The organism is Nonomuraea sp. JJY05 (assembly GCF_043496855.1).
Classification (GTDB): domain Bacteria; phylum Actinomycetota; class Actinomycetes; order Streptosporangiales; family Streptosporangiaceae; genus Nonomuraea.
Window position 1 is genome coordinate 62,605 of sequence record NZ_JBIEIS010000007.1, and the last position, 19,569, is coordinate 82,173.

Consider the following 19,569-nt stretch of genomic DNA (forward strand, 5'->3'; position numbering starts at 1 on the left):
TCGTCACCACCCCCCCGGCAGGTAGCCGTGGGCGGCGAGCTCGTCCAGGCAGGAGACCGGCGCGTGCGGGACGGCGGTGCCGTCGGGGCCCGGCACGAACACCTCGCTCGACAGGACGCGGCCGTCGCAGCCGTTGACCTCGCGGATGCTGGAGACGTAGCGGCGCAGGGTGCCGCCGACGTTGTAGTCGTTGCGCTTCGTGATGAAGACGACGAAGTCGATGGCGCCCGCGATGAGCATGTGGGTCGCGTCGATCGGCAGGCGCTCGCCGGCCTGCAGGGCGTAGGTGGAGATGCGGTTGAAGACCTCCATGCTGGAGTTGGCGTGGATGGTCGACAGGGAGCCGTCGTTGCCCTGGGTCATCGCGTTGAGCATGGTGACGATCTCGTCGCCGAGGACCTCGCCGACGATGACGCGGCTGGGGTTCATGCGGAGGGAGCGTCTGACCAGCTCGGCCATGGAGATCTCGCCCTGGCCCTCGGAGTTGGGCAGGCGCTGCTCGAAGGCCACGACGTTGGGGTGGAGCTCAGGGAACTGGTCGAGGCCCAGCTCCAGGGCGCGTTCGACGGTGATGAGGCGCTCGCTGGGCTGGATCTCGTTGGCCAGGGCGCGGAGCAGGGTGGTCTTGCCGGCGTTGGTGGATCCGGCGATCATGATGTTCTTGCGGGCGGCGACGGCGGCCGTCAGGAACCTGGATACGTCCCGACTTATCGTGCCGTTGCCCGCCAAGTCGGGCAGGAAGACCTTGCCGAGGCGGGCGCGGCGGATCGACACCGCCGGCCTGACGGTGACGTCCATGACGGCGCTCAGCCTGGAGCCGTCGGGCAGGCGCAGGTCGAGCTGCGGGTTGGCGGTGTCGAACGGCCTGCTCGACAGGCCCGAGTACGCCGCCAGGATCTGGATGAGCTCGATCAGCTCGTCGTCGGACTCGGCGACCGGGTCGTGCATGAGCTCCTGGCCGTCGGCGTAGCTGACGAACACCCTGTCGCAGCCGTTGATGTCGATGTTCTCGACCTGGGGGTCGTCGAGCAGCGGCTGCAGCCTGCCCACGCCGAACAGCGCGGCGTGGATGCCGGCCGCGAGCGCCTCCTCCTCCTCGACCGTGGGGGGCGTGCGGCCGAGGCCGATCTCGTTGCGGGCGTGCTCCTCCAGGACCTGGGAGATCAGCGCCCGGGCGAACTGGCGCTCGTCCTCCCCCGTCATCGGGGGCAGGCCGTTGGCCTGGTCGAGCCGGCGCTGGTGGGCCAGGCGGTCGCCGACCTCCTGGCGGAAGCGCTTGACGAGCGAGTGGTCGATCATCGGTGACTCACCAGCCTCCCCGCCAGGTCTCTCGCGGTGCGGATGAGAAGGGAGCGGTCGAGCCGTCCGCCCCACTGGCCGCGCAGCAGCTCGGCGCCCTTGGGGTCGTGGGCGAGGCCGTACACGTACTGGACGGCCGGGCCGACGATCCTGCGTACGTCGTCGATGGAGGCGCGGTAGTTACGCGGGTCGGCGATCACGGCGACGCCGTGCGCCTTGGTGATCTGGAGGCGTTCGCGCAGGTGGGCGACGTGGTCGAGGGTGGCTCTGGTGAGCAGCACGACCTGCTCGGCCTCGGCGAGCAGGTCGCCGAGCTGCGCGTGCGCGCCGAGGCGGCCGCAGTCGGCGATCACGTCGGCGTTCGGGATGCCGGCGAGCGCCCTGCCCAGCGGGCCCCACAGCCACGTGAGCCCGGCGGCCTGCTCGCCGTGCGTGAGGCCGACCAGCACGTCGAGCCCCCCGACGATCTTCTGCGTGTGCTGGTGGATCTGGGCGGGCTCCAGCCCGCGCCGCGCCGTGGCGCCGAGGGTGAGCAGGCCCTTGCCGGGGTTCAGCACGCCGCCGTCGGCGGCCGGGAGCCGGTAGGCGAGGTCGCCGCCCGCGGGGTCGCATTCGGCCAGCAGCACGGGGCGCGGCCACACCGCCGCCAGGGCGGTCGCCGCCGTCGTCACACCCGGCGCGCCTTTGTCGGCCGCCAGTACGATCAGCGCCACGTCAGCGTGCCCCCGGTAGCTCGGCCACCGCGATCTCACCGCTGGAGGCGAACGCCACTATTTCCGGCGACGCCGATGACTCCACTATTACCGTGATCTGGCCGGAATTCGCCGTCCTGGACCTGTCGCCCACCGAGAACACGAGAGCGCTTTCCGCCAGTACCCGCGTTTGTCCCTGACCCGAACGGCTCGGCACATATATCACCTGGACCCGGTCACCCGCCTCCACTCCGGCGGGCATTTGCCCCGGCTTGAGAGCCAACCCGACGGTCGCCTTTCCCGGGCCGAGCTCGCTGCTCTGCTTGACTCCCATCCGGCTCGTGAACAGCGTGCCGGGCAGGACCGTGACGGTCGCGAAGCTGTTCTCCACCTTGCCCCGCTCCGACCAGCTCACGTAGTCGATGCCGCTGTCGGCCGCGATCTGGACCTCTTCCAGCACCTGCTCGGTGAACTTCTGACCTGCGCCGACCTGCTGGGTCACCCGGATCGCGGAGACGCGGTCGCCGCTGCGCAGCACGAGCAGGGTCGTGGCCAGCGCGCCGCCCAGAATCAGCAGAACGGCAAGGGCCGCGAGGGCCGGTTTGCGTTCCCGAGGTGGCACGGGGAGCTTGCGCGAGGCCGGGCCGGACAACCCCGCCGCCGCGTTGACGGCAGGCTTTTCACTGGTCCTCATGGGTGGGGGGCTCCCAATTGAATCGTGGAATTGCCGCCATTATGTGGGGCGGGGAGGGGGCGCGGGGGCGGAATGCGAGGACCCATGCTTGTTTCGCAGGTGACGGGGCGCCAATACCGAAGAATCGATGCCGGTTCTTTCTACCGAGTTGACGACCAACCATTTCTCCGGCTAGCCACCACCCCAATAACACCGGCCCCAATATTCACCCCTTTTACACCTGCCACCACAAACCCCCACCCATCCGACCTCAGCCCACCGTCACCGCCACGCCCTCCCACCGACACCCCAGCCTGCGACCTTTACCCCCTCCACGCATGCGCCTTCACCGGCACTCCCTCCGGCACTCAGCCGCTCATCCCAAGCCCCTCAACCCAGAGCGTCACTGAGCACCCAGCCGCAACCACCACCCGCACGCCACCCCACCAGCGCCGCGTCGGCGAGACGACGCACGGCGCAGCCCGGCGCAACGCGCACGACGCCCAGCCAGCCGCCCTAGCCCACAGCCGCCAACCCCGCACCGCCAACCGCCTATCTGCCCCACCGCCGCACCGCCCAGCACAGCGCCAGCCACCGCAGCGCCGTCCCCCAGCACCTCCGCCATCAAGCTCCTAGCCGCCGCCACCCAACCAGCGCCGCGTCGGCGAGACGACGCTCGGTCCAGTCCGGCGCAATGCGCACGGAGCCCAGCCCAGCCAAATCCCCTTACGCCACCTCCGCCATCAATCCCCAGCCCCCAACCCCACCCGGCGTGCCCCACCCCCAACAACCGCCAATCGACCAGTCGTGCCCATCGCGTGGACGCAACGCCCCGTCACCTAACCAAACGGACACCAATGCCATACACCCCGCCCCCACACCCCCCACCCCGCCGATTAGCCGCCCACCCCCGCCAAAGAGCGCAGACCGGTTATCCACAGCCATCGGGAGCCCCAACGGCCGCTCATCCCCAGCCCCAGCCAGCCATGCCATTGCCGTCAACCAACCCGCCTAGCCTCGCTTCGGGCGCTACCTTTGGGCGCCCGAGATCCGAGCGAGGAGACGGCATCATGCGGATCATGCTCACCGTGCTCGGCGGGCAGGGCGACCGTGACGTCGTGATCGACGGCGACGACGGCGCCACAGTGGCGAGGGTGAGCGAGGCGCTCAACGATCACGGGCCGCTGGCGAAGGTCGTCCGCCTGCCCAGAGCACGAGCCCCCTACGGAATGTCGGCCCCCCAGGACACCGGCGCCCACGTGCCGCACCCCCGCCGACCGGAGCGCATCGCGACACAGGCGGTCACAGCGCAGCCGAGCGCCCCAGGTGCAGGGGCGGCGCCGGTCCTGTGGCGTGACGGCCGCCCGCTCGACCCCCGCGCCAGGGCCACCGCCGTGCTGCGCGACGGCGACAAGATCACTCTGGACCCGGCGCTCGCCCGCGAAACCCTCATCGAGGAGCCGGGCGGCGTGGCCGAGGTGCGCGTGGTGGGCGGCCCCGCGGCCGGCGCCGTACACCGGCTCGGCCTGGGCGTGCACGTCATCGGCTCCGACCCGATGTGCGCCATCACCACCGCCGACCCCGCCCTCGCCCCGGAAGCGGTGACCGTACGCGTGACGCCGGACGCGATCACCATCGAGCGCGCCTGGCGGCAGCCCGGCGAGGCCCCCAGGCTCAAGCTCAAGGGCAGGTGGGCCGAGGAGGTCGCCGAGCTCACGGCCCGGGTCGCGGAGCGGGAGGCGGCCGAGCTGGCCGCCGACTACGGCGAGGTGCCCGAGCTCGACGGCCGTCCGCTCACGGAGCAGACCGAATGGCCCGACCAGGCCGTGCTCACGTGTGGTTCGTCGGTGTTCGTGCTGACGTCGATCGAGCCCAAGGACGCGCATCTGGCGCCCAGGAGCGAGGGCGGCGTGTCCTACAACCGCCCGCCCAGGCTGCGGCGCCCGGAGCCCGAGCGCAAGTTCGTCAAACCCAAGGAGCCCTCCAGGAACGAAGGCCTGCGCCTCCAATTGCTCGCCGCCCTCCTTCCCGCCGTGCTCGGCGTGACGCTCGCGTTCGCCCTGAAGCAGCCGTACTACCTGCTCGTCGCCCTCATGACCCCGGTCATCATGATCGGCCAGTGGTGGAGCGACCGCCGCCACGGCAAGAAGCAGCACAAGAAGGCGCTCAAGGAATACCAAGAGCAGCTCCAGGCGTACGACGAGGACGTCGAGCGGGCGAGGGTGGCGGACGAGGCGGCCCGCAGGTCGGACGCGCCCGACCCGGCGCAGGTGCTGCTCACCGCCACGGGGCCGCGCAGGCGGCTGTGGGAGCGCAGGATTCACGACAACGACTCGCTCCGGCTCAGGGTCGGGCTCGCCGACCTGCCCGCCAATCTGGAGCTCTCGGAGGAGCAGGGCGGTCCCATCGATCCGCCGATGTGCCGCTCCGTTCCGGTGGCGCTGCCCATGCGCAGGCTGGGCGTGGCGGGCGTCACGGGCCCGCGCGCCGCGGCGACCAGCCTCGCGAGCTGGCTGATCGCCCAGGCCGCGACCCTGCACAGCCCCCGTGACCTGGCCATCGTGATCGTCTCCGCGCACGCCGACGGCGAGCACCGCTGGGGCTGGATGCGCTGGCTCCCGCACTGTACGCCGCGCGCGGGCGAGGAGTGCGTGACGCTGGTCGGCACCGACCCCGAGTCGGCCGCCCGCCGCGTCTCCGAGCTCGCCGCCCTCATCGACGAACGCCAGAACACCGCGATCCCCGAGCTGGGCAAGATCCCCACCGGCTGGGACGACCTCGGGGGCCCGGAGAAGCCCACCTTCTCCTCCTACGACGTGCGCCCCTACGACGTCCTGGTGATCCTCGACGGCGCCCAGGTGCTGCGCGGCCTGCCGAACATGCCGCAGGTGCTGCGCCAGGGCCCGCGTTCAGGGGTGTTCACGCTCGCCATCGACGACGACCAGCGGCTGCTGCCCGAGGAGTGCCAGACCGTGGCCGCATGCGGCGCCGACGGTCTCGTACGCCTGCGCGGCGGTGGCCTCGACGTCATCGGCCCGATCCTGGGCGACCTCGTCTCCCCCACCTGGTCCGACCGGCTGGCCAGAGCCCTGTCCCCGATCCGCGACGTGAGCAGGGACGACCCGTCCGGCAACCTCCCCGACGCCGTCCGCCTGCTCGACCTGATGCACCTGCCCAACCCGTCCGGACGTGAGCTGGCCGGGCGATGGCGTGCCCAGGGCTCCACGAGCGCGCTGATCGGCATCGGCCCAGAGGGCCCGTTCTCGGTGGACCTCAGGCTCGACGGCCCCCATGGCCTGATCGCCGGCACCACGGGTGCGGGCAAGTCGGAGCTGCTGCAGACGCTGATCTGCTCGCTGGCGGTGGCCAACCGGCCCGACCAGCTGACGTTCGTGCTGATCGACTACAAGGGCGGCGCGGCCTTCAAGGAGTGTGTACGCCTGCCGCACACGGTCGGCATGGTCAGCGACCTCGACGGCCACCTGACCCAGCGGGCCCTCGACTCGCTGGCGGCCGAGATCCGCCGGAGAGAGCGCCTGCTGGCAGCGGCCGGGGCCAAGGACATCGAGGACTACACGGGCACGGGCATGCCACGCCTGGTGTTGATCATCGACGAGTTCGCCGCGCTGGTGGCCGAGTTGCCCGACTTCGTCACGGGTCTGGTCGACATCGCCCGCCGTGGCCGTTCCCTGGGCATCCACCTCATCCTGGCCACGCAACGTCCTGCCGGCGTCGTCACGGCCGACATCCAGGCGAACACGTCGTTGCGCATCGCCCTGCGCGTGACCGAGCCCGCCGAATCGTCCGACGTCATCGACCTCCCGGACGCCGCCCACATCTCCAAGTCGACGCCCGGCCGCTGCTACGTCCGTTCCGGCGTGGGCGCCGCGACCGCCGTACAGACGGCCAGAGTCGGAGGCCGCAGCCCCGCGCCAGGTCCGGCCGGCCCGCTCGCCGGGATGGGCACCGCCATGAGGGTGCTCGACGTGAGCTGGCGCTCGTTGGGCAAACCCCTGCCGCCCCCTCCGGAGCCGGAGGAGGACTTGACGGTCACCGACCTCACCCTGGTCGCCGACGCCCTCATCGAGGCCACCCACCTGGCCGCGGTCCCCGTCCAGCCGAGCCCCTGGCTCGATCCCCTCCCCACCCTCTTCGTCCTGGACCTGCCGGCCCTCTCCCCGTCACCGCCGGCACCCGCGCCAATCACCTCCTCGCCTTCCGGCAACCCGGCATCCCCTGCAACCACATCCCCGCCTTCCAGGCACCCAGCGTCCCCTGCAACCGCATCCTCGCCTTCCGGGGACCCAGCGTCCCCTGCAACCGCATCCTCACTTTCCGCCGACTCCGGCTCTCGGACACGGCAGCCGACCCCTCCCACCACCCCGCCAAAGGACACTTCCAGGCAGATTCCAGGCATCGCCGCCCGCCCCCATGACCCCCTCCAGGTCTCAGTCAAGGGCTCGCTCCAACCTTCCCTCGGCCTCCCCGGACACCCACCCATGGGTCAGTCCGCACCCCTTCACCCGGCAGCCCCCGCCCATCTCCATCCGCCATCGAGTCACCGCTCCTCCGAAGGCGCGAACGGCCCTCTGCCGGGCAGCGCAATACCTGACCACCTCCACGGCATGGCATCCCCCTCGGGTGCGTTCGCCGAGGTGCCACCGCTGCCTTACGGCCTGACCGACCGTCCTTGGGCGCAGGACCGGTGCCCTCTGGCGCTGGACCTGCCCCACGGAGGCCACCTGCTCATCGCGGGGGCCGCCCGCTCCGGCAGATCGACGGCACTGCGCACGATCGCGGGCTCCATCGCCGCCCAGGCCTCCCCCGAAGACGTCCACGTCCACGCGGTCGACTGCGGCTCCGGGGCGCTCCTGCCCCTGGTCACGATGCCCCACTGCGGCGCCGTCGTGACCCGCGACCAGATCGACCGCGTCGAACGCCTGCTCACCCGCCTGCGTGCCGAGGTCGGCCGCCGCCAGCAGCTCCTGGCCGAGGCCGGGCACGCCTCCCTGGCCGAATACCGCCAAGCGGGCCACCGCCTCCCCTGGCTGGTGTTCATGCTCGATCGCTGGGAGGGCTTCGTCGCCGCCTTCGAGAGCTACGACTACGGCCGCCTGATCGAGTCGCTGCTCCAGCTCATGCGCGAAGGCCCGGCGGTGGGGTTCAGGGCCGTGGTCACCAGCGACCGGTCGGGCCTGCTCGGCCAGGTCTCGACGGTCTTCGACGACCGCCTGCTCCTGCGCCTCTCGGACTCCTCCGACTACGGCCTGGCGGGCTTCCCCCTCAAGGGCCTGCCCGCGACGATGCCACCCGGCCGAGCCCTCTCGATAGGCGAGCACGGCATCGTGGAGCACCACATCGCGCTGCTCTCCGCCGACCCGTCGGGCCCGGCCCAGGTCGCCGCGTTCCAATCCCTGGCCCGCACGTCGATGGCACGTTCGGAGAGCTCCCTACGGGGTTCCGGTCCCGCTCACGGGCGGCCCGCGAGCGCCGGCCAGGGCGGCTGGCTGTGGAAGGGCGAGCCGCCCTTGCGGGTGGACGCCCTCCCCATGCGCATCACGGCGTCCCAGGCGCTCGCCCTGGACGCGACGTTCACGCCCCCGTCCCCGTTGTGGGCACTGATCGGTGCCGGCGGCGACGCCCTGGCGCCGCTCGGGCTCGATTTGCTCGCCCACGGGCCCGGCGGCGTGATCGCCGGCCCGTCCCGCTCCGGTCGCTCGTCCGTCCTGCTGACCGCCGCCCATTCGCTCATCGCCCGGGGCACGCCCGTCATCGCGGTCGCGCCCCGACGCAGCCCGTTAAGGGAGCTGGACGGGGCACTGGCGGTGCTGGACGGCAACGCGACCAACCTGCCGGAGCTGGTCGCGGAGCTGCAGCAGTACGTGGTGCTGGTGGACGACGCCGAGTTGATCAACGCGGACGGTCCGCTGGGGGTGGCGCTGGAGGAGGTGCTCCGGTCGGGCCGGGACGGCGATCACGGCCTGCTGATCGCCGGCGCGACCGGGGACCTGGCCGTCGCCTACCGCGGGTTCGTCGCCGAGACGCGCAAGGCCCGAACCGGGGTGCTCCTGGCCGTCCAGAGCCAGGCCGACGGCGACATCTTCTCGATCCGCCTACCCCGCGGAACGGTCGGCGGCCCCCCTGGCCGAGGCTTCCTGGTGAGAACGGGCAACATCACCCCCATCCAAGCGGCCCTTCCCGACCACGGCTGACGTACGACGGCCGGGCAACCAGCCCTACCACCCTCGGGACCACCGGCTACGAGACTGAACCCCCGTGCCCGTGGGACCTGCCGTTACAGACATCCGCCTTGAAAACCCATGGTCGTAGTGCCCGGCGTGATGGTGGTGCTCCGCGAGCGGAGTCCTTGCGATGCCGGGGATGCGCCCGCCCCCTCGGCGGGTGGGGCGTGGGGGTGTACCCGAACGCTTGGCGGGGTGAACTGTGGGGGCCGGGGGTGGGTCAGGGCATGGCGACTGGCGGCGCTGGGCGGACACGGGAGGTCGGTCGGGGAGCGCCTGTCGGTGGAGACGTGCCGGCGTGGGGGTGGGGCAGGGCACGTCGACTGGCGTGGCTGCGCGGGCACGGGAGGTCGGTCAAGGCTCATCGGCCGGCGGAGCTGGGCGGACATGGGAGGTCGGTCAGGGACCGTCGGACAGTGGAGTCGTGCCGGCGTGAGGGTGGGTCAAGCACGTTGGCTGGCAGGGGCTGCGCGGGCACGGGAGGTCGGTCAGGGAGCGTCGGCCGGCGGAGCTAGGTGGACACGGGAGATCGGTCAGGAGGCATCGGTCGGTGGAGTCGTGCCGGCGCGGGGGTGGGTCAGGGCTCGTCGGCGGGGAGGGTGAAGAGGCGGACGTAGATGGGGCGGGCATCCGGAGGGGCGTCCTCTGGACGGTGGCTGTATTTGAGGAGCAACGCGATGTACGCGTTGTAGAACTCGTTCAGCTCCTCCTTCGTCATGCGGGCCAGACCCCTTGAGCCCTTCGCCCAGTCGGGGTCGGCGCGGTAGGCGGCTGGGAAGCGTTCCATGAGGGCGCGGTCCTCCTCGAACCCGATCCTCAGGAACTCGCCCAGTACCGCGCGGTCCTCCGGTGCCAGTTGGTCGGGAGTGGGGAAGCGCATGTCCCTGGGGATCTCGGCGCGGCGCCACCAGCGTTCGCGACCGGACGAGCGTTCGGGGATCTCCTCGATGAAGCCGTACTTCTCCAGCTGGCGCAGGTGGTAGCTCGTGGTGCCGGTCTTGGCACCGAGCAGCTCGCCCAACGTGGTGGAGGTGGCGGCGCCGTGGATGTTGAGGTGGGTCAGCATGCGGCGGCGCATGGGGTGGGCCAGGGCCTTGAGCCTGTCCGGGTCGTCGAGGATGAACGGCTCGTCGTCACGCTTCGTCTCGTCCTCCTTCATGAGGAGGAGGGTAGTCCTCGCGAACGATATCTGCAGACTTCCCTTTGCCGAGAGTTCTCTGCAGAGTACCTTCGGCAATATGCGAAAGATTCTGGCGGCCGTCGCCGCCACCCTTCTGGCGGCTGGACCCTCTGGTGGTTCTTCACTGCTCGGCGCTTCCGTGGGACTCGCTGCGTCCAGCTCTCCTTCGGTGCCCTTAGCGGACGGATTCTCGGCCGGACACGTCGGCGGACAGGACGTTCGGCAGCAGGGACTCGGGGCCGGGCAGCTCGAAGGTCATGTCCGGCAACTCGGGGGTGGTGCCGGGCAGCTCGGGGGTGGTGCCGGGCAGCTCGGAGGTGGTGCCGGGCAGCTCGGGGATGGTGCCGGGCAGCTCGGGGGTGGTGGCGGGGCGGGCTTCGGAGCTGGGTCCGGTGAGGGAATTGAGGTACCCGACGACTTGGCTGCCGCCGAGGTGAGCTTTCGAGGGAGCGGTGGGCTGGTGCTGCACGGCAGCGTGATCAGTCCGGTGCGGGCACGGAGCGGGCGGGCCGGGGTTGTGCTGGTGCACGGGGCAGGGGCCGGGACGAAACGGGACAAGCTGCTGGGCGAGGCTGTGGCGTTCGCCCGCCAAGGGCTGTCAGTGCTGATCTACGACAAGCGTTCCGAGGGGTATTCGCTGTTCGAAAGGTCGTACTCGCAACTGGCCGACGACGCCCTGGGGGCCGTGCAGACGCTGCGGCGGCAACCGGGGATCGATCCGGCGAAGGTCGGGATCTGGGGCCTCAGCGAGGGCGGATGGGTGGCGCCGCTGGCTGCGTCGCGATCCGCGGACATCTCGTTCGTGATCCTGGTGGGCGCCAACGCGCTGCAGCCGCTGCGGCAGCAGACCTGGGCGGTGGCGGCCGGGTTACGGAAGGCGGGGGTACGCGGGTCCTTCGTCGATCGGGCCGAGCCCACGATGTACCGGGTGATCGCGGATGGCGGGATGTTTCCCGAGCCCTACTACGATCCGGAACCGGTCATCGCGAGCGTACGGCAGCCCGTGCTCGGCATCTGGGGCGTACGCGATCTGCTGACGCCGCCCCGGGAGACGCCGCCCATCTTCGCCAAAGCCCTGGAGAAGGGAGGAAACCGGCAGTACACGTTCCGGTTCTTCGCGGATGCCGATCATGCTGCCCATCGGACGCCCGATGGTGGCGTCACGCGGTTGCCCGAGCTCGCTCCTGGTTATGCGGAGCTGGTCGGCAGTTGGGTGAGAGAGGCGACTTCGGGGCGGGCGCCAGTGGCACAGGTGACAGGGCCTGCGCCGGTCCAGGCGGACGACACTGTGGCGGTGCCGCCTGCCGAGTGGTGGGAGTCGGCGGGCGTTCAGGGGGCTGCGCTGGTGTTGTTCCTGGTGGCGTTCGGGGGCTATCCGGTGGTGGCTTTGGTACGCCGGGTCCGGCGGCGCGGTGGGGTGCCGCCTGTCGACCGGGCGAAGCAGGGCAGGGCGGCGCGTGTCGACAGGACCGGGCAGGGCGAGGCGGCGCGTGTGGACCGGGCGGAGCAGGACGAGGCAGCGCCCGTCACAGGGGTGGGGAAGGGCAAGGCAGCGCCCGTCTCAGGGATGGGGGAAGGTGGAGCGGCGCCCGCCATAGGGGCGGGGAAGGGCGGAGCGGCGCCCGTCAAGGGGGCGTGGCTGGTCAGTGCCGGTGGGCTTGCGGTGGTCGTCGGTGGGTTCTTCTACATGTTCTACTCGATCATGACCGGGGGGAAGCTGGCTTCGCCGGGGCCTCTGGTGGCGGAGCGACCGCTCATCTGGCTTGCGCTCCAGGCTCTTGCGATCGCGACCGTTGTGAGCACCGTCTTGACCTGCGTACGGTGGCGCCGGTCCGCTCCGGCCGGCGAGAAGGTGCGCGTCGGGCTGCTGATGGTGGGCGGCGTCGTGTTCGTCCCGTGGGCGCTGTACTGGGGGTTGCTCCTTCCATAGAGGCGGGGTGCTGGGGTTCGGCTTGGGCCTTGCGAAGCGGTGTTCGCGTGACCCGACGTGCGAGGGACGGAGGTAGGCGACCTGAGGTATGGGAGACGTGGTCGGCCGGGCGGCGCTGGTTCAAGAGTGGCGAGGCGAGGCGAAGCGAGGCGATGAGGCTGGAGGCAACGGGTCGAGCGTGGTTCGCGGGGGGGCGCACTGGGGTGAGGCTGGAGGCAGGCAGCGAGCAGGGGCTGATTGGCTGGAAGGGCTGCCAACGTTAGAAGCGCTGGGCCGCCCGGTGGTTGAGAGGCTGGGGTGGATGGAGGGTTCAGATCTGGGCTGGCCGGTGGTTGAGGGGGCTGGGATGGATGGGCACGCTAAGCCCCGGGCCCCGCGGTGGTCGGGAGGCTGGGGTGGACGGGCGGGCTAACCCCTGGGCCCCGCGGTGGTCGAAAGGTCTGGGATGGATGAGCGGGTAAAGCCCCGGCCGGGCGGTGGTTGAGAGGGCTGGGGTGGGTTGGTGGGTGGAAGCTGGGGGAGTTGGTGAAGGGATGAGATCGGTGGGGAATTGGGGGGATTGGGGCGGGTGGGGTTTGAGGCGTTTATGCTGATGCGCGGATTCTGACGCGGGGAGGCGCTGTGCAGACCAAGAAGGACCTCTATCAGGCACACCGCTTGATGCAGCAGAGGCTTGGCATGGCGCTCCTGCAGGCCGAGCCCGACGTCCCCGAGTCCCCCATGCGCCGGCAGAACGTCGCCACGTTCGGCGGGATCCTGATCGGGGTCCTGGTGATGGCGGTGTTCGGGATCTGGGGGCTGGTGCGGCCCGGGAATGCGACCAAGCTGACCGACCCGGGGCAGTTGCTGGTCGAGGAGGAGAGCGGGGCCAAGTTCATCTACAGCCAGCAGCAGCGCCGGCTGCTGCCGGTGGCGAACTACGCGTCGGCCAGGCTCGTGCTGGACGCCGGGGAGATCACGACCCGGAGCGTGAGCGCCGCCTCGCTGGCCGGGTACGCCCGAGGGCCGCTCATCGGGATCTCCGGGGCGCCCGACTCGCTGCCCGACCGGAAGAAGCTGGTCAAGGCGCCGTGGTCGGTGTGCGTGGTGGAAGGGCCCGACAACACGGGCGGGCGCAAGCCGTACACGACCCTAATCGGGGGGACGGACATCGGCGGGAGGCCCGTGGGCGGGGACGCGATGGTGGTCTCCGACGGGGAGCAGAACTGGGTGATCTGGGGTAATCGCCGCATGCGCGTCAACCAGCACGGCGTGCGGGCGCTCAACGCGCAGCCCAGGAAGGTGCCGGCGGCGTGGCTGACCGCGCTGCCCGTCGGGCACGACTTCAAGGGCCCGAACGTGGCGAACCTCGGCAGGAAGGTTCGGGCCAACGGGAAGGTCACGGCGGTGGTGGGGCAGGTGTTCGTGGTCCCGGCCATGCCGGGCACGGCCCCACGGTGGTACGTGCTGCTCAACGACGGTCTGGCGCCCATCACCGCCGTCCAGGCCAGGCTGCTGCTGGAGGACCCGAACATCAAGAAGGCGTACGGCAACCGGGTCGCACGGGAGATCCAGATCGACGCGGCCTCGGCCAACGCGTCGCCCTCGCGCCAGAACGTCATGGACCCCACCCTGCCGACGACCATGCCCAAGGTGATCAACGTGTCCGGCTCGACGCCGCTCTGCTCGGTGTATCCGAACACGGCGGCCGGCTCGGTGGTGGCCAAGGTGACGGTCGGGAGCAGGGTCGCGATTCCGACGCCGTCGAGCTCAGGCGTACGGGACCGCTTCGACCAGGTGCTGCTCCCGCCGGGCAGCGCCGTGGTGGCCGGGGTGCTGCCCGGTGAGGGCCAGCTCGGCGCGGTGGCGAGTTCGCTTGCGCTGATCAGCGACCAAGGGGTGCGGTATCAGATCCCGTCGGTTGAGGTGCTGGCGAAGCTGGGCTACGACGCCGCGGACATCGCGCCCGTGCCGACGAGCATCATGCACGCGATCCCGCAGGGGCCGGCGCTGGACCCTGCCGCGGCCATGGTGCCTTTGGCGGTCGGCAGCCGATAGTCAGCGATGGGCAGATGGGGAGATGGTCAACGATAGGCAGCGATAGACAGCGATAGGCAGTCCGCCGAACACGACGGCTGCCGACGTGTTCGGGCGATCAGTCGTCTGGCCGATATTCCGGGTGGCGGGCGATAGTCCGGGTGGCGGACGGCTGTGCGGGTGGCGGGCGATAGTCCGGGTGGCGGACGGCTGTGCGCGTGGCGGGCGATAGTCCCGGTGGCGGGTGGCGGGTGGCGGGTGGCGGGCGGCTGTGCGGTGTACGGGCCCCAGGGCCGGCGTATGGGCCTTTGGGCCGGCGTACAGGGCCTCTGGGGCGGCGTACGGGCCGCCCGTGCCGGGTCGGCGGGCGCGGGGCGGCGCCCGGCATCGGTCTTAGAAGCCGAACTCCGGGATCATCCCGTCGTCCACGTTGGGCATCTGCGGTGTCGGGTTCTTGACCATGTCCGCCTTGGAGGGGTCCCAGATGACGCTGGCGTCGACCAGGTTCGGCGTGCCGGTGGACGGCATGGCCTTCAGGAACGGCAGGTCCTTGGTGAACTGGCTGTACGCCGTCGCCGCCAGCCCCATGTAGACGGTGACCTTCGCGACGAGCTTCCAATGACTCTTGAAGCTGGCCAGCATGGACTTGTAGACGCTCTGCACCGTCTTGATGGCCGTCACCTGCGCCTGGACGTTGGCCGGCGTCGCATACGTTATCGCCACGAACGCCGCCAGAGTTCCCATGAGAGTGCTGACGATCATGCAGAGCTGCGCCAGGAAGTGGTACGCGGCGGCGGAGCACTTGAGGGTGTCCCCGCAGGCGACGCGGGTGTTGTCGAGCTTTTCCAACTGCCCGTCGAGCTCCAGGACCTTCTGCGTGAACGACGAGTAACCCTGGCCGGCCCATTCGCCGGCGTCGCCGATCTCCTTGACCAGCCGCTTCAGCTCGCCGCGCAGATAGCTGAGATCACTGGCCTGGGACGAGGACGCCGTCATGGGCACATTCCACGTCTGCTGCGCGGGCTTCGCGCCCGCGGCCATCGGGGGGTGCCACCCCTTCTGGTCGTTCTGCGAGATGTTGACCGGCGTCTTGTCGTTCCACTGATCCCCTGCCCGGTCCTGCTCCCCCGGGTCGGCGAGCACCAGGCTCATGAGCCCGAGAATGGGCAGCGCGTACGGAATGATGGCCGTCGCGGCCGCCGTGACCGACCAGGCACGCTTGAAGAGCTCGTAATCCTCCTCGTAAGCCACCTTCTCGCCTATTCCTCCCTGCCGAGCACCGCCGGCGTGATGTCCTCGTCCGTCTCCCAGACCGCCTCGTCCTCGCCGAGGTGGGGACCGCGCTCGCGGTCCTTGTCCTCCTGGCCGGCTCCGCCGCCCATCCCGGGGGTCATGGGGTAGAGCGGCATCCCGCTGTTCAACGCGCGGGCGATGCTGCCCGGCGTGCCCGGGCCGCCCGTACCTGGCGTGCCGCCGCCACCGAGGGATCCCATCCCGCTCTCCGGTACGCCGACCGACGTGCGCGGTATGGAGGCGCGCGGGTCGTACCCCGGCGTGCCGGGGATCTGCGGCGTGGTCGAGGTGGGCAGGCTGGGGTTGAGACCTTCCAGGTTGGTCTTGGGCGTCTGGTTGAGGTCGCTCAGGTCGGGGGTCTTGATGTCCGGCTGCTTGAGGTCGGGCTGGTTGAGGTTGGGCTGGTTGAGGTTGGGCTGATCGGTCTTCGGCTGGTCGATGTTGGGCTGGTCGATGTCCGGCTGATTGATGTCGGACCCCGGGATGTCCGGCTTCGGGATGTCCGGCTTCGGGATGTCCGGCGGCTTCAGGTCATCCGCCGAAGGCTTGTCGATCTTCAGATCGTCGGGGTTGACGCCCTTGGGCAGGCCCCCGCCCAGGTCCGGGCCCTTGGGCAGGCTGCCGCCGCCCATCGGTCCCAGCCCACTGGGCCCGCCGGGGCCGTTCTTGCCGGCCTTGCTGGCCTCCTCGGCCTCCTTGGTGTTGGCGACCGCGTCGGAGAGTGCCTGCTTCCACGAGTCCAGCACGTCCTTGGCCTGCTTCAACGCCTCGACGGCGTTGTCGCGGACCGAACGATGGGCCACGTTGAGCCCGCCGCCGATCAGGCCGAAGGTGAACTGGTGCATGTCGATGGCGCCGGTCTTCTGACTCATCGAGGTCAGGTCGTCGCCGTAGCTGCTCACGTTCTTCCCCAGCGTCGTGACGCTGGAGTACTTCATCGAGAAGTCCGGGTCCTTGGAGCGCGGGTCGACGGTCGCGCCGAGCCCGTTGAGCCCGCTCAGGGCGCTCGAGTAGGGATTGCTCTCGTCGGCCACGTGCCCCCCTTGTCACGATCGGCCCATACGTTACGCCAGTCACACAGGTGCCGTACAGGCAGATACGGCCTGTCAGTACTCAGCAGGAGCAAAGCCCCAAATGCGTACATTCTGTCAATACACCCACCATCCGCCCCGATGATATGGAAAATTAACGTGATCACATGCGACGCTAGTGGTTGATGTTCACTAATGTGACCAAACGGGCCGACTTCAGTAGTCGGCTGGAGTCAGCCGACCCAGCAAGGGAGGGACTGTGGGGGCACAACCGCAGACTCAAGTAAGTGAAGCCGATCTCAAGGCTGCGATCACCCTCATCGAGGACGCCGCCGAGCGCCTGCGCGGCATCCAGCTGAACCTGGACCAGGCCGGCGTCAGCCTCAAGCACCACTGGGTGGGCCAGTCGGAGGCCGCGTTCGACGCCGTCCACAAGAAGTGGCACGAGCGGATGGACGTCATCCTGGGCAGCCTGCGCCGCCTGGCGGAGAACATCGGGACGAGCAACACGAACTACGCCTCGTTCAACCAGGAGCGCACCGAGGCGATCAACCAGATCGCCAACCTGATCAACGCCGCGCCGCTGTCGCGCTGATCAGCGCCGCACCGGTTACGAGGACCAGCTAGCAGAGGAGGCCGCGATGCCCGCGGACGACATCTTCGATATCACAAAGGTCAACTACGCCGGCCTCGGCGAGGGCGAGGACGCCTTCGCCAGGGCGTTCAACGACATGGTCACCACCCTGGACACCCTGGAGCGGGACCTGCTGGCCAAGAGCGCGATCTGGCAGGGCCAGACCAAGACCGTCTTCGACGAGGTCCGGCAGCTCTGGGAGCGCGAGGCCAACGACATGTCGCAGTTCATCGACCTGATGAAGAAGAACATCAACATCACGAACATGAACATGCAGCAGGTCGAGAAGATCAACTCCCAGATCTTCGACGGCAGGTAAGGCGTAGCGCGGGGGCCGACACCAGAGGGGGAACATGGGCAGCGACAACGGCGGAGTAGAGCTCAGCCGGAGGGCGATCAAGGCGGCCAAGACGGACCTGGAAGAGGCCCTCGCCATGCTGGACCCTGGCCATCAGGCCGGCAAGTCGGGCGGCGGCGCCGTGCAGGCCATCTTCACCGGCTCCAGTCCCGTCGAGACGCTGAGCGGCGACTATGACGCCCTGGGCGGCTTCTGGCCGGCGGCCATGGGTTTCCGGCAGAGCACCACCAACGCCATCACCACCGTCACCAGCACCTACTCGAACATCACCGGCCAGGTGGCGAACGTCATCGGCCTGCTCGATCAGGCGTTGCAGAACTACGACGGCGTCGAAGTGGACGGCGAGGGCAGGTCGAAGGTGATGCGGGTCTGATGGCCGAGTACCAGGCGCCCATCAGGGGCGAAATCGGCAGCATCGAGTTCGAGGGCGCGACGCTCGATCTGCTCCGCGACACGCTGGCCAAGAACAAGCCCCAGCTCGTCGGCCAGGCCGCGGCCGAGTTCCTCGAAGCCAAGGTACGGCTCGACAATCTCGTCGATGTGATCGACAAGCACCTGCGGGAGCTGGACAAGTACTGGACCGCGGGCGAGGACGCCAAGACCGTCAAAGCGCAGCTGCGCAAGCTGCGGAAGGCGGCGGCCGACATCTCGACCACGATCAGCGACCAGCCCGTCGATCCGAAGAACCCCCCGAAGAACCCGCACGGTGTCGCCCCCGCGCTCATCGTCCACGCCCGGACGTTGCAGGTGGCCAAGGGAGACGTGCCCGACAACCCCGGCAGCGACATCGACTTCGGGGAGGCCGCCGTCACCGGCGGCGTGGCCGGGGCCGCCATCGGCTCCTTCTTCGGCGGGGTGGGAGCCGTGCCGGGTGTGGTGATCGGCGCCGGCGTGGGCCTCCTCGTCGGCGGCATCACCCGCTTCATCAGCGACATCCCGTTCGTGAACCTCTGGGGAGACTCCAAGGAGGAGAAGGACAGGAAGAAGGCCGCCGAGGCCATCAAGCTGCTGAGCCAGGACACCAAGCTCAACAACGACGTGTTCCCCACCGAGCTCAGGACCGACATCCCGCAGTTCATGGCGCTCTCGCCGAACGTTCCCACCGGCCCGTTCGGCGGGAAGACCGGGATCGGCGGCAGCATCCCGGCCGGCCTCAACCAGCCGTACGACCCGACCGCCGGCCTGGACGGCCTGAACCAGGACGGCCTGCAGGACCCGAGCCGGCACCAGATCCCCGGCATCGACGCCACGACCGGCCCGACGAGCACGTTCCCCAACGGCACGGGGATCGGGAACGTGGGCTCGGGAATCGGGAACGGCCAGAACGGGATCGGAGCCAACGGCCAGAACGGCGCCGGCAACAACCCCGGCCTGACCGACCCGTCCAGCGCCCTGAACGCGAATGCGAACGCGAACCCGAACCTGAACGGCTCCCAGGGCCCGAACGCCGGGGCCCCGACGACGTCCCTTGCCGGGATGCCCGATCCGTCCCTGTCCGGCCCGTCCACCAGCCTGCCCACCACAGGCATCGGCAGCCCGTACGGCGGCCCCGGCACGGGCGGAAGCGGCTTCGGCGCGGGCGCGGGCGCGGGTAACGGCGTGAGCGCGGCCGGCCTGCGTGGCCTGGGCAGCGGCTCCGCCATGGTCCCCGCGGTCCCGCTGACCGGCGGCCAGGGCAGCGGCCAGGAGCGGCAGGAGAGGGAGCGGACCACGTTCCTCCTGGAGGACGAGGACCTCTTCAGAAGCGACGTGACAACGACCAACCACCTCATCAACGGTGACTCGAAAGGCAAGGCGTGAGCGTTCCGAAGGACAACGACTCGCCGCCCCCGGGACTGGAGCTCGCCAAGGACTTCCCCGGGCTCAGCGGGAACGACAACCGCGGACCGTACGCGGATCACGAGGCGATCAGGGACGTCGTCTCGCGGCTGCTCAAGAACCTGGGCGGCGTGAACGGCAACCCGCAGCCGTCGATGAGCGCCACCTGGAGCGGCCCCGGCACGGTCGGCGAGGTGCAGGGGCTGGGCAACGTCGGACCGGAGGCCACCGGCAAGTGGGAGGTGGCCAGCAACTTCGGCGCCAACTTCGAGTCGGCGTACAAGGTGTTCGGCGAGAGCTACAGCCAGCTCATCGACTACATCGAGAAGTGGGCCGAGGCGGTCGAACGGGCCGTCTCCAACTACGAAAAAGGGCACCGGGACAGCAGTGCGTGAGATACCGG

Annotated in this window: 15 protein-coding genes; 8 read left to right on the top strand and 7 right to left on the bottom strand. The window is 70.0% G+C overall.

Translation table 11 applies throughout. The features are described 5' to 3' along the window. Window positions 1–3: 3 nt before the first annotated feature. Genes ACFKCF_RS11790 through ACFKCF_RS11800 form a run of 3 tightly spaced genes read right to left on the bottom strand, consistent with a single transcriptional unit; the run spans window position 4 to window position 2,685 of the window. Window positions 4–1,299, bottom strand: coding sequence for a CpaF family protein (locus ACFKCF_RS11790; protein WP_394493032.1), 1,296 nt, complete (start codon window positions 1,297–1,299; stop codon window positions 4–6). Beyond that, the gene (locus ACFKCF_RS11795; RefSeq protein WP_394493033.1) at window positions 1,296–2,051 is read right to left on the bottom strand and encodes a hypothetical protein; all 756 of its coding nucleotides are present in this window, start codon (window positions 2,049–2,051) and stop codon (window positions 1,296–1,298) included. The genes ACFKCF_RS11790 and ACFKCF_RS11795 overlap by 4 nt, the downstream gene beginning before the upstream one ends. Next, window positions 2,014–2,685, bottom strand: coding sequence for a hypothetical protein (locus tag ACFKCF_RS11800; protein WP_394493034.1), 672 nt, complete (start codon window positions 2,683–2,685; stop codon window positions 2,014–2,016). The genes ACFKCF_RS11795 and ACFKCF_RS11800 overlap by 38 nt, the downstream gene beginning before the upstream one ends. 1,049 nt (window positions 2,686–3,734) lie before the next feature. Between ACFKCF_RS11800 and ACFKCF_RS11805 the strand changes: the two genes are divergently transcribed. Further along, window positions 3,735–8,876 (top strand): FtsK/SpoIIIE domain-containing protein, encoded by a 5,142-nt coding sequence (locus ACFKCF_RS11805; RefSeq protein WP_394493035.1) that lies wholly within the window; start codon window positions 3,735–3,737, stop codon window positions 8,874–8,876. 607 nt (window positions 8,877–9,483) lie between these two features. Here ACFKCF_RS11805 and ACFKCF_RS11810 read toward each other — a convergent pair. Together ACFKCF_RS11810 and ACFKCF_RS11815 are read right to left on the bottom strand one after the other, a co-directional pair. Next, the gene (locus ACFKCF_RS11810; protein ID WP_394493036.1) at window positions 9,484–10,065 is read right to left on the bottom strand and encodes an ArsR/SmtB family transcription factor; all 582 of its coding nucleotides are present in this window, start codon (window positions 10,063–10,065) and stop codon (window positions 9,484–9,486) included. Between the two features lie 196 nt (window positions 10,066–10,261). Beyond that, window positions 10,262–10,555, bottom strand: coding sequence for a hypothetical protein (locus ACFKCF_RS11815; RefSeq protein ID WP_394493037.1), 294 nt, complete (start codon window positions 10,553–10,555; stop codon window positions 10,262–10,264). 48 nt (window positions 10,556–10,603) lie between these two features. Between ACFKCF_RS11815 and ACFKCF_RS11820 the strand changes: the two genes are divergently transcribed. After that, window positions 10,604–12,016 carry an alpha/beta hydrolase family protein gene (locus tag ACFKCF_RS11820; protein ID WP_394493390.1) on the top strand — a complete coding sequence of 471 codons (1,413 nt, stop codon included), beginning with the start codon at window positions 10,604–10,606 and terminating at the stop codon, window positions 12,014–12,016. A gap of 621 nt (window positions 12,017–12,637) precedes the next feature. Then, complete coding sequence (gene eccB / locus ACFKCF_RS11825) at window positions 12,638–14,053, top strand: type VII secretion protein EccB (protein WP_394493038.1); 1,416 nt, start codon at window positions 12,638–12,640, stop codon at window positions 14,051–14,053. 372 nt (window positions 14,054–14,425) lie between these two features. Here the strand turns inward: eccB and ACFKCF_RS11830 are convergent, their stop codons facing one another. Continuing rightward, complete coding sequence (locus tag ACFKCF_RS11830; protein WP_394493039.1) at window positions 14,426–15,283, bottom strand: hypothetical protein; 858 nt, start codon at window positions 15,281–15,283, stop codon at window positions 14,426–14,428. 8 nt (window positions 15,284–15,291) lie between these two features. Further along, window positions 15,292–16,359: a hypothetical protein gene (locus tag ACFKCF_RS11835; protein WP_394493040.1), complete on the bottom strand. Its 1,068-nt coding sequence runs from the start codon at window positions 16,357–16,359 to the stop codon at window positions 15,292–15,294. A 256-nt stretch (window positions 16,360–16,615) separates the two neighbouring features. Here ACFKCF_RS11835 and ACFKCF_RS11840 point away from each other — a divergent pair, with 256 nt between their 5' ends. The 5 genes from ACFKCF_RS11840 to ACFKCF_RS11860 are packed head-to-tail and all read left to right on the top strand — an operon-like array spanning window position 16,616 to window position 19,561. Further along, complete coding sequence (locus ACFKCF_RS11840; protein WP_394493041.1) at window positions 16,616–16,951, top strand: WXG100 family type VII secretion target; 336 nt, start codon at window positions 16,616–16,618, stop codon at window positions 16,949–16,951. Between the two features lie 46 nt (window positions 16,952–16,997). Next, a complete protein-coding gene (locus ACFKCF_RS11845) occupies window positions 16,998–17,309 on the top strand; it encodes a WXG100 family type VII secretion target (protein WP_394493042.1) in 312 nt (103 codons plus the stop codon). Window positions 17,310–17,343: 34 nt separating this feature from the next. Continuing rightward, window positions 17,344–17,721 (top strand): hypothetical protein, encoded by a 378-nt coding sequence (locus ACFKCF_RS11850; RefSeq protein WP_394493043.1) that lies wholly within the window; start codon window positions 17,344–17,346, stop codon window positions 17,719–17,721. Then, complete coding sequence (locus ACFKCF_RS11855) at window positions 17,721–19,148, top strand: hypothetical protein (protein WP_394493044.1); 1,428 nt, start codon at window positions 17,721–17,723, stop codon at window positions 19,146–19,148. The genes ACFKCF_RS11850 and ACFKCF_RS11855 overlap by 1 nt, the downstream gene beginning before the upstream one ends. After that, on the top strand, window positions 19,145–19,561 hold the full coding sequence (locus ACFKCF_RS11860) for a hypothetical protein (protein ID WP_394493045.1): 417 nt from the start codon (window positions 19,145–19,147) through the stop codon (window positions 19,559–19,561). Before ACFKCF_RS11855 ends, ACFKCF_RS11860 begins: the two co-directional genes overlap by 4 nt. Window positions 19,562–19,569: the final 8 nt, after the last annotated feature.

Bases quoted from the DNA above. Each gene is read 5' to 3' on its own strand.
- ACFKCF_RS11805 (WP_394493035.1), top strand. From the start codon at position 3,735: ATGCGGATCATGCTCACCGTGCTCGGCGGGCAGGGCGACCGTGACGTC.
- ACFKCF_RS11800 (WP_394493034.1), bottom strand. From the start codon at position 2,685: ATGAGGACCAGTGAAAAGCCTGCCGTCAACGCGGCGGCGGGGTTGTCC.
- ACFKCF_RS11845 (WP_394493042.1), top strand. From the start codon at position 16,998: ATGCCCGCGGACGACATCTTCGATATCACAAAGGTCAACTACGCCGGC.
- ACFKCF_RS11790 (WP_394493032.1), bottom strand. From the start codon at position 1,299: ATGATCGACCACTCGCTCGTCAAGCGCTTCCGCCAGGAGGTCGGCGAC.
- ACFKCF_RS11855 (WP_394493044.1), top strand. From the start codon at position 17,721: ATGGCCGAGTACCAGGCGCCCATCAGGGGCGAAATCGGCAGCATCGAG.
- ACFKCF_RS11810 (WP_394493036.1), bottom strand. From the start codon at position 10,065: ATGAAGGAGGACGAGACGAAGCGTGACGACGAGCCGTTCATCCTCGAC.
- ACFKCF_RS11850 (WP_394493043.1), top strand. From the start codon at position 17,344: ATGGGCAGCGACAACGGCGGAGTAGAGCTCAGCCGGAGGGCGATCAAG.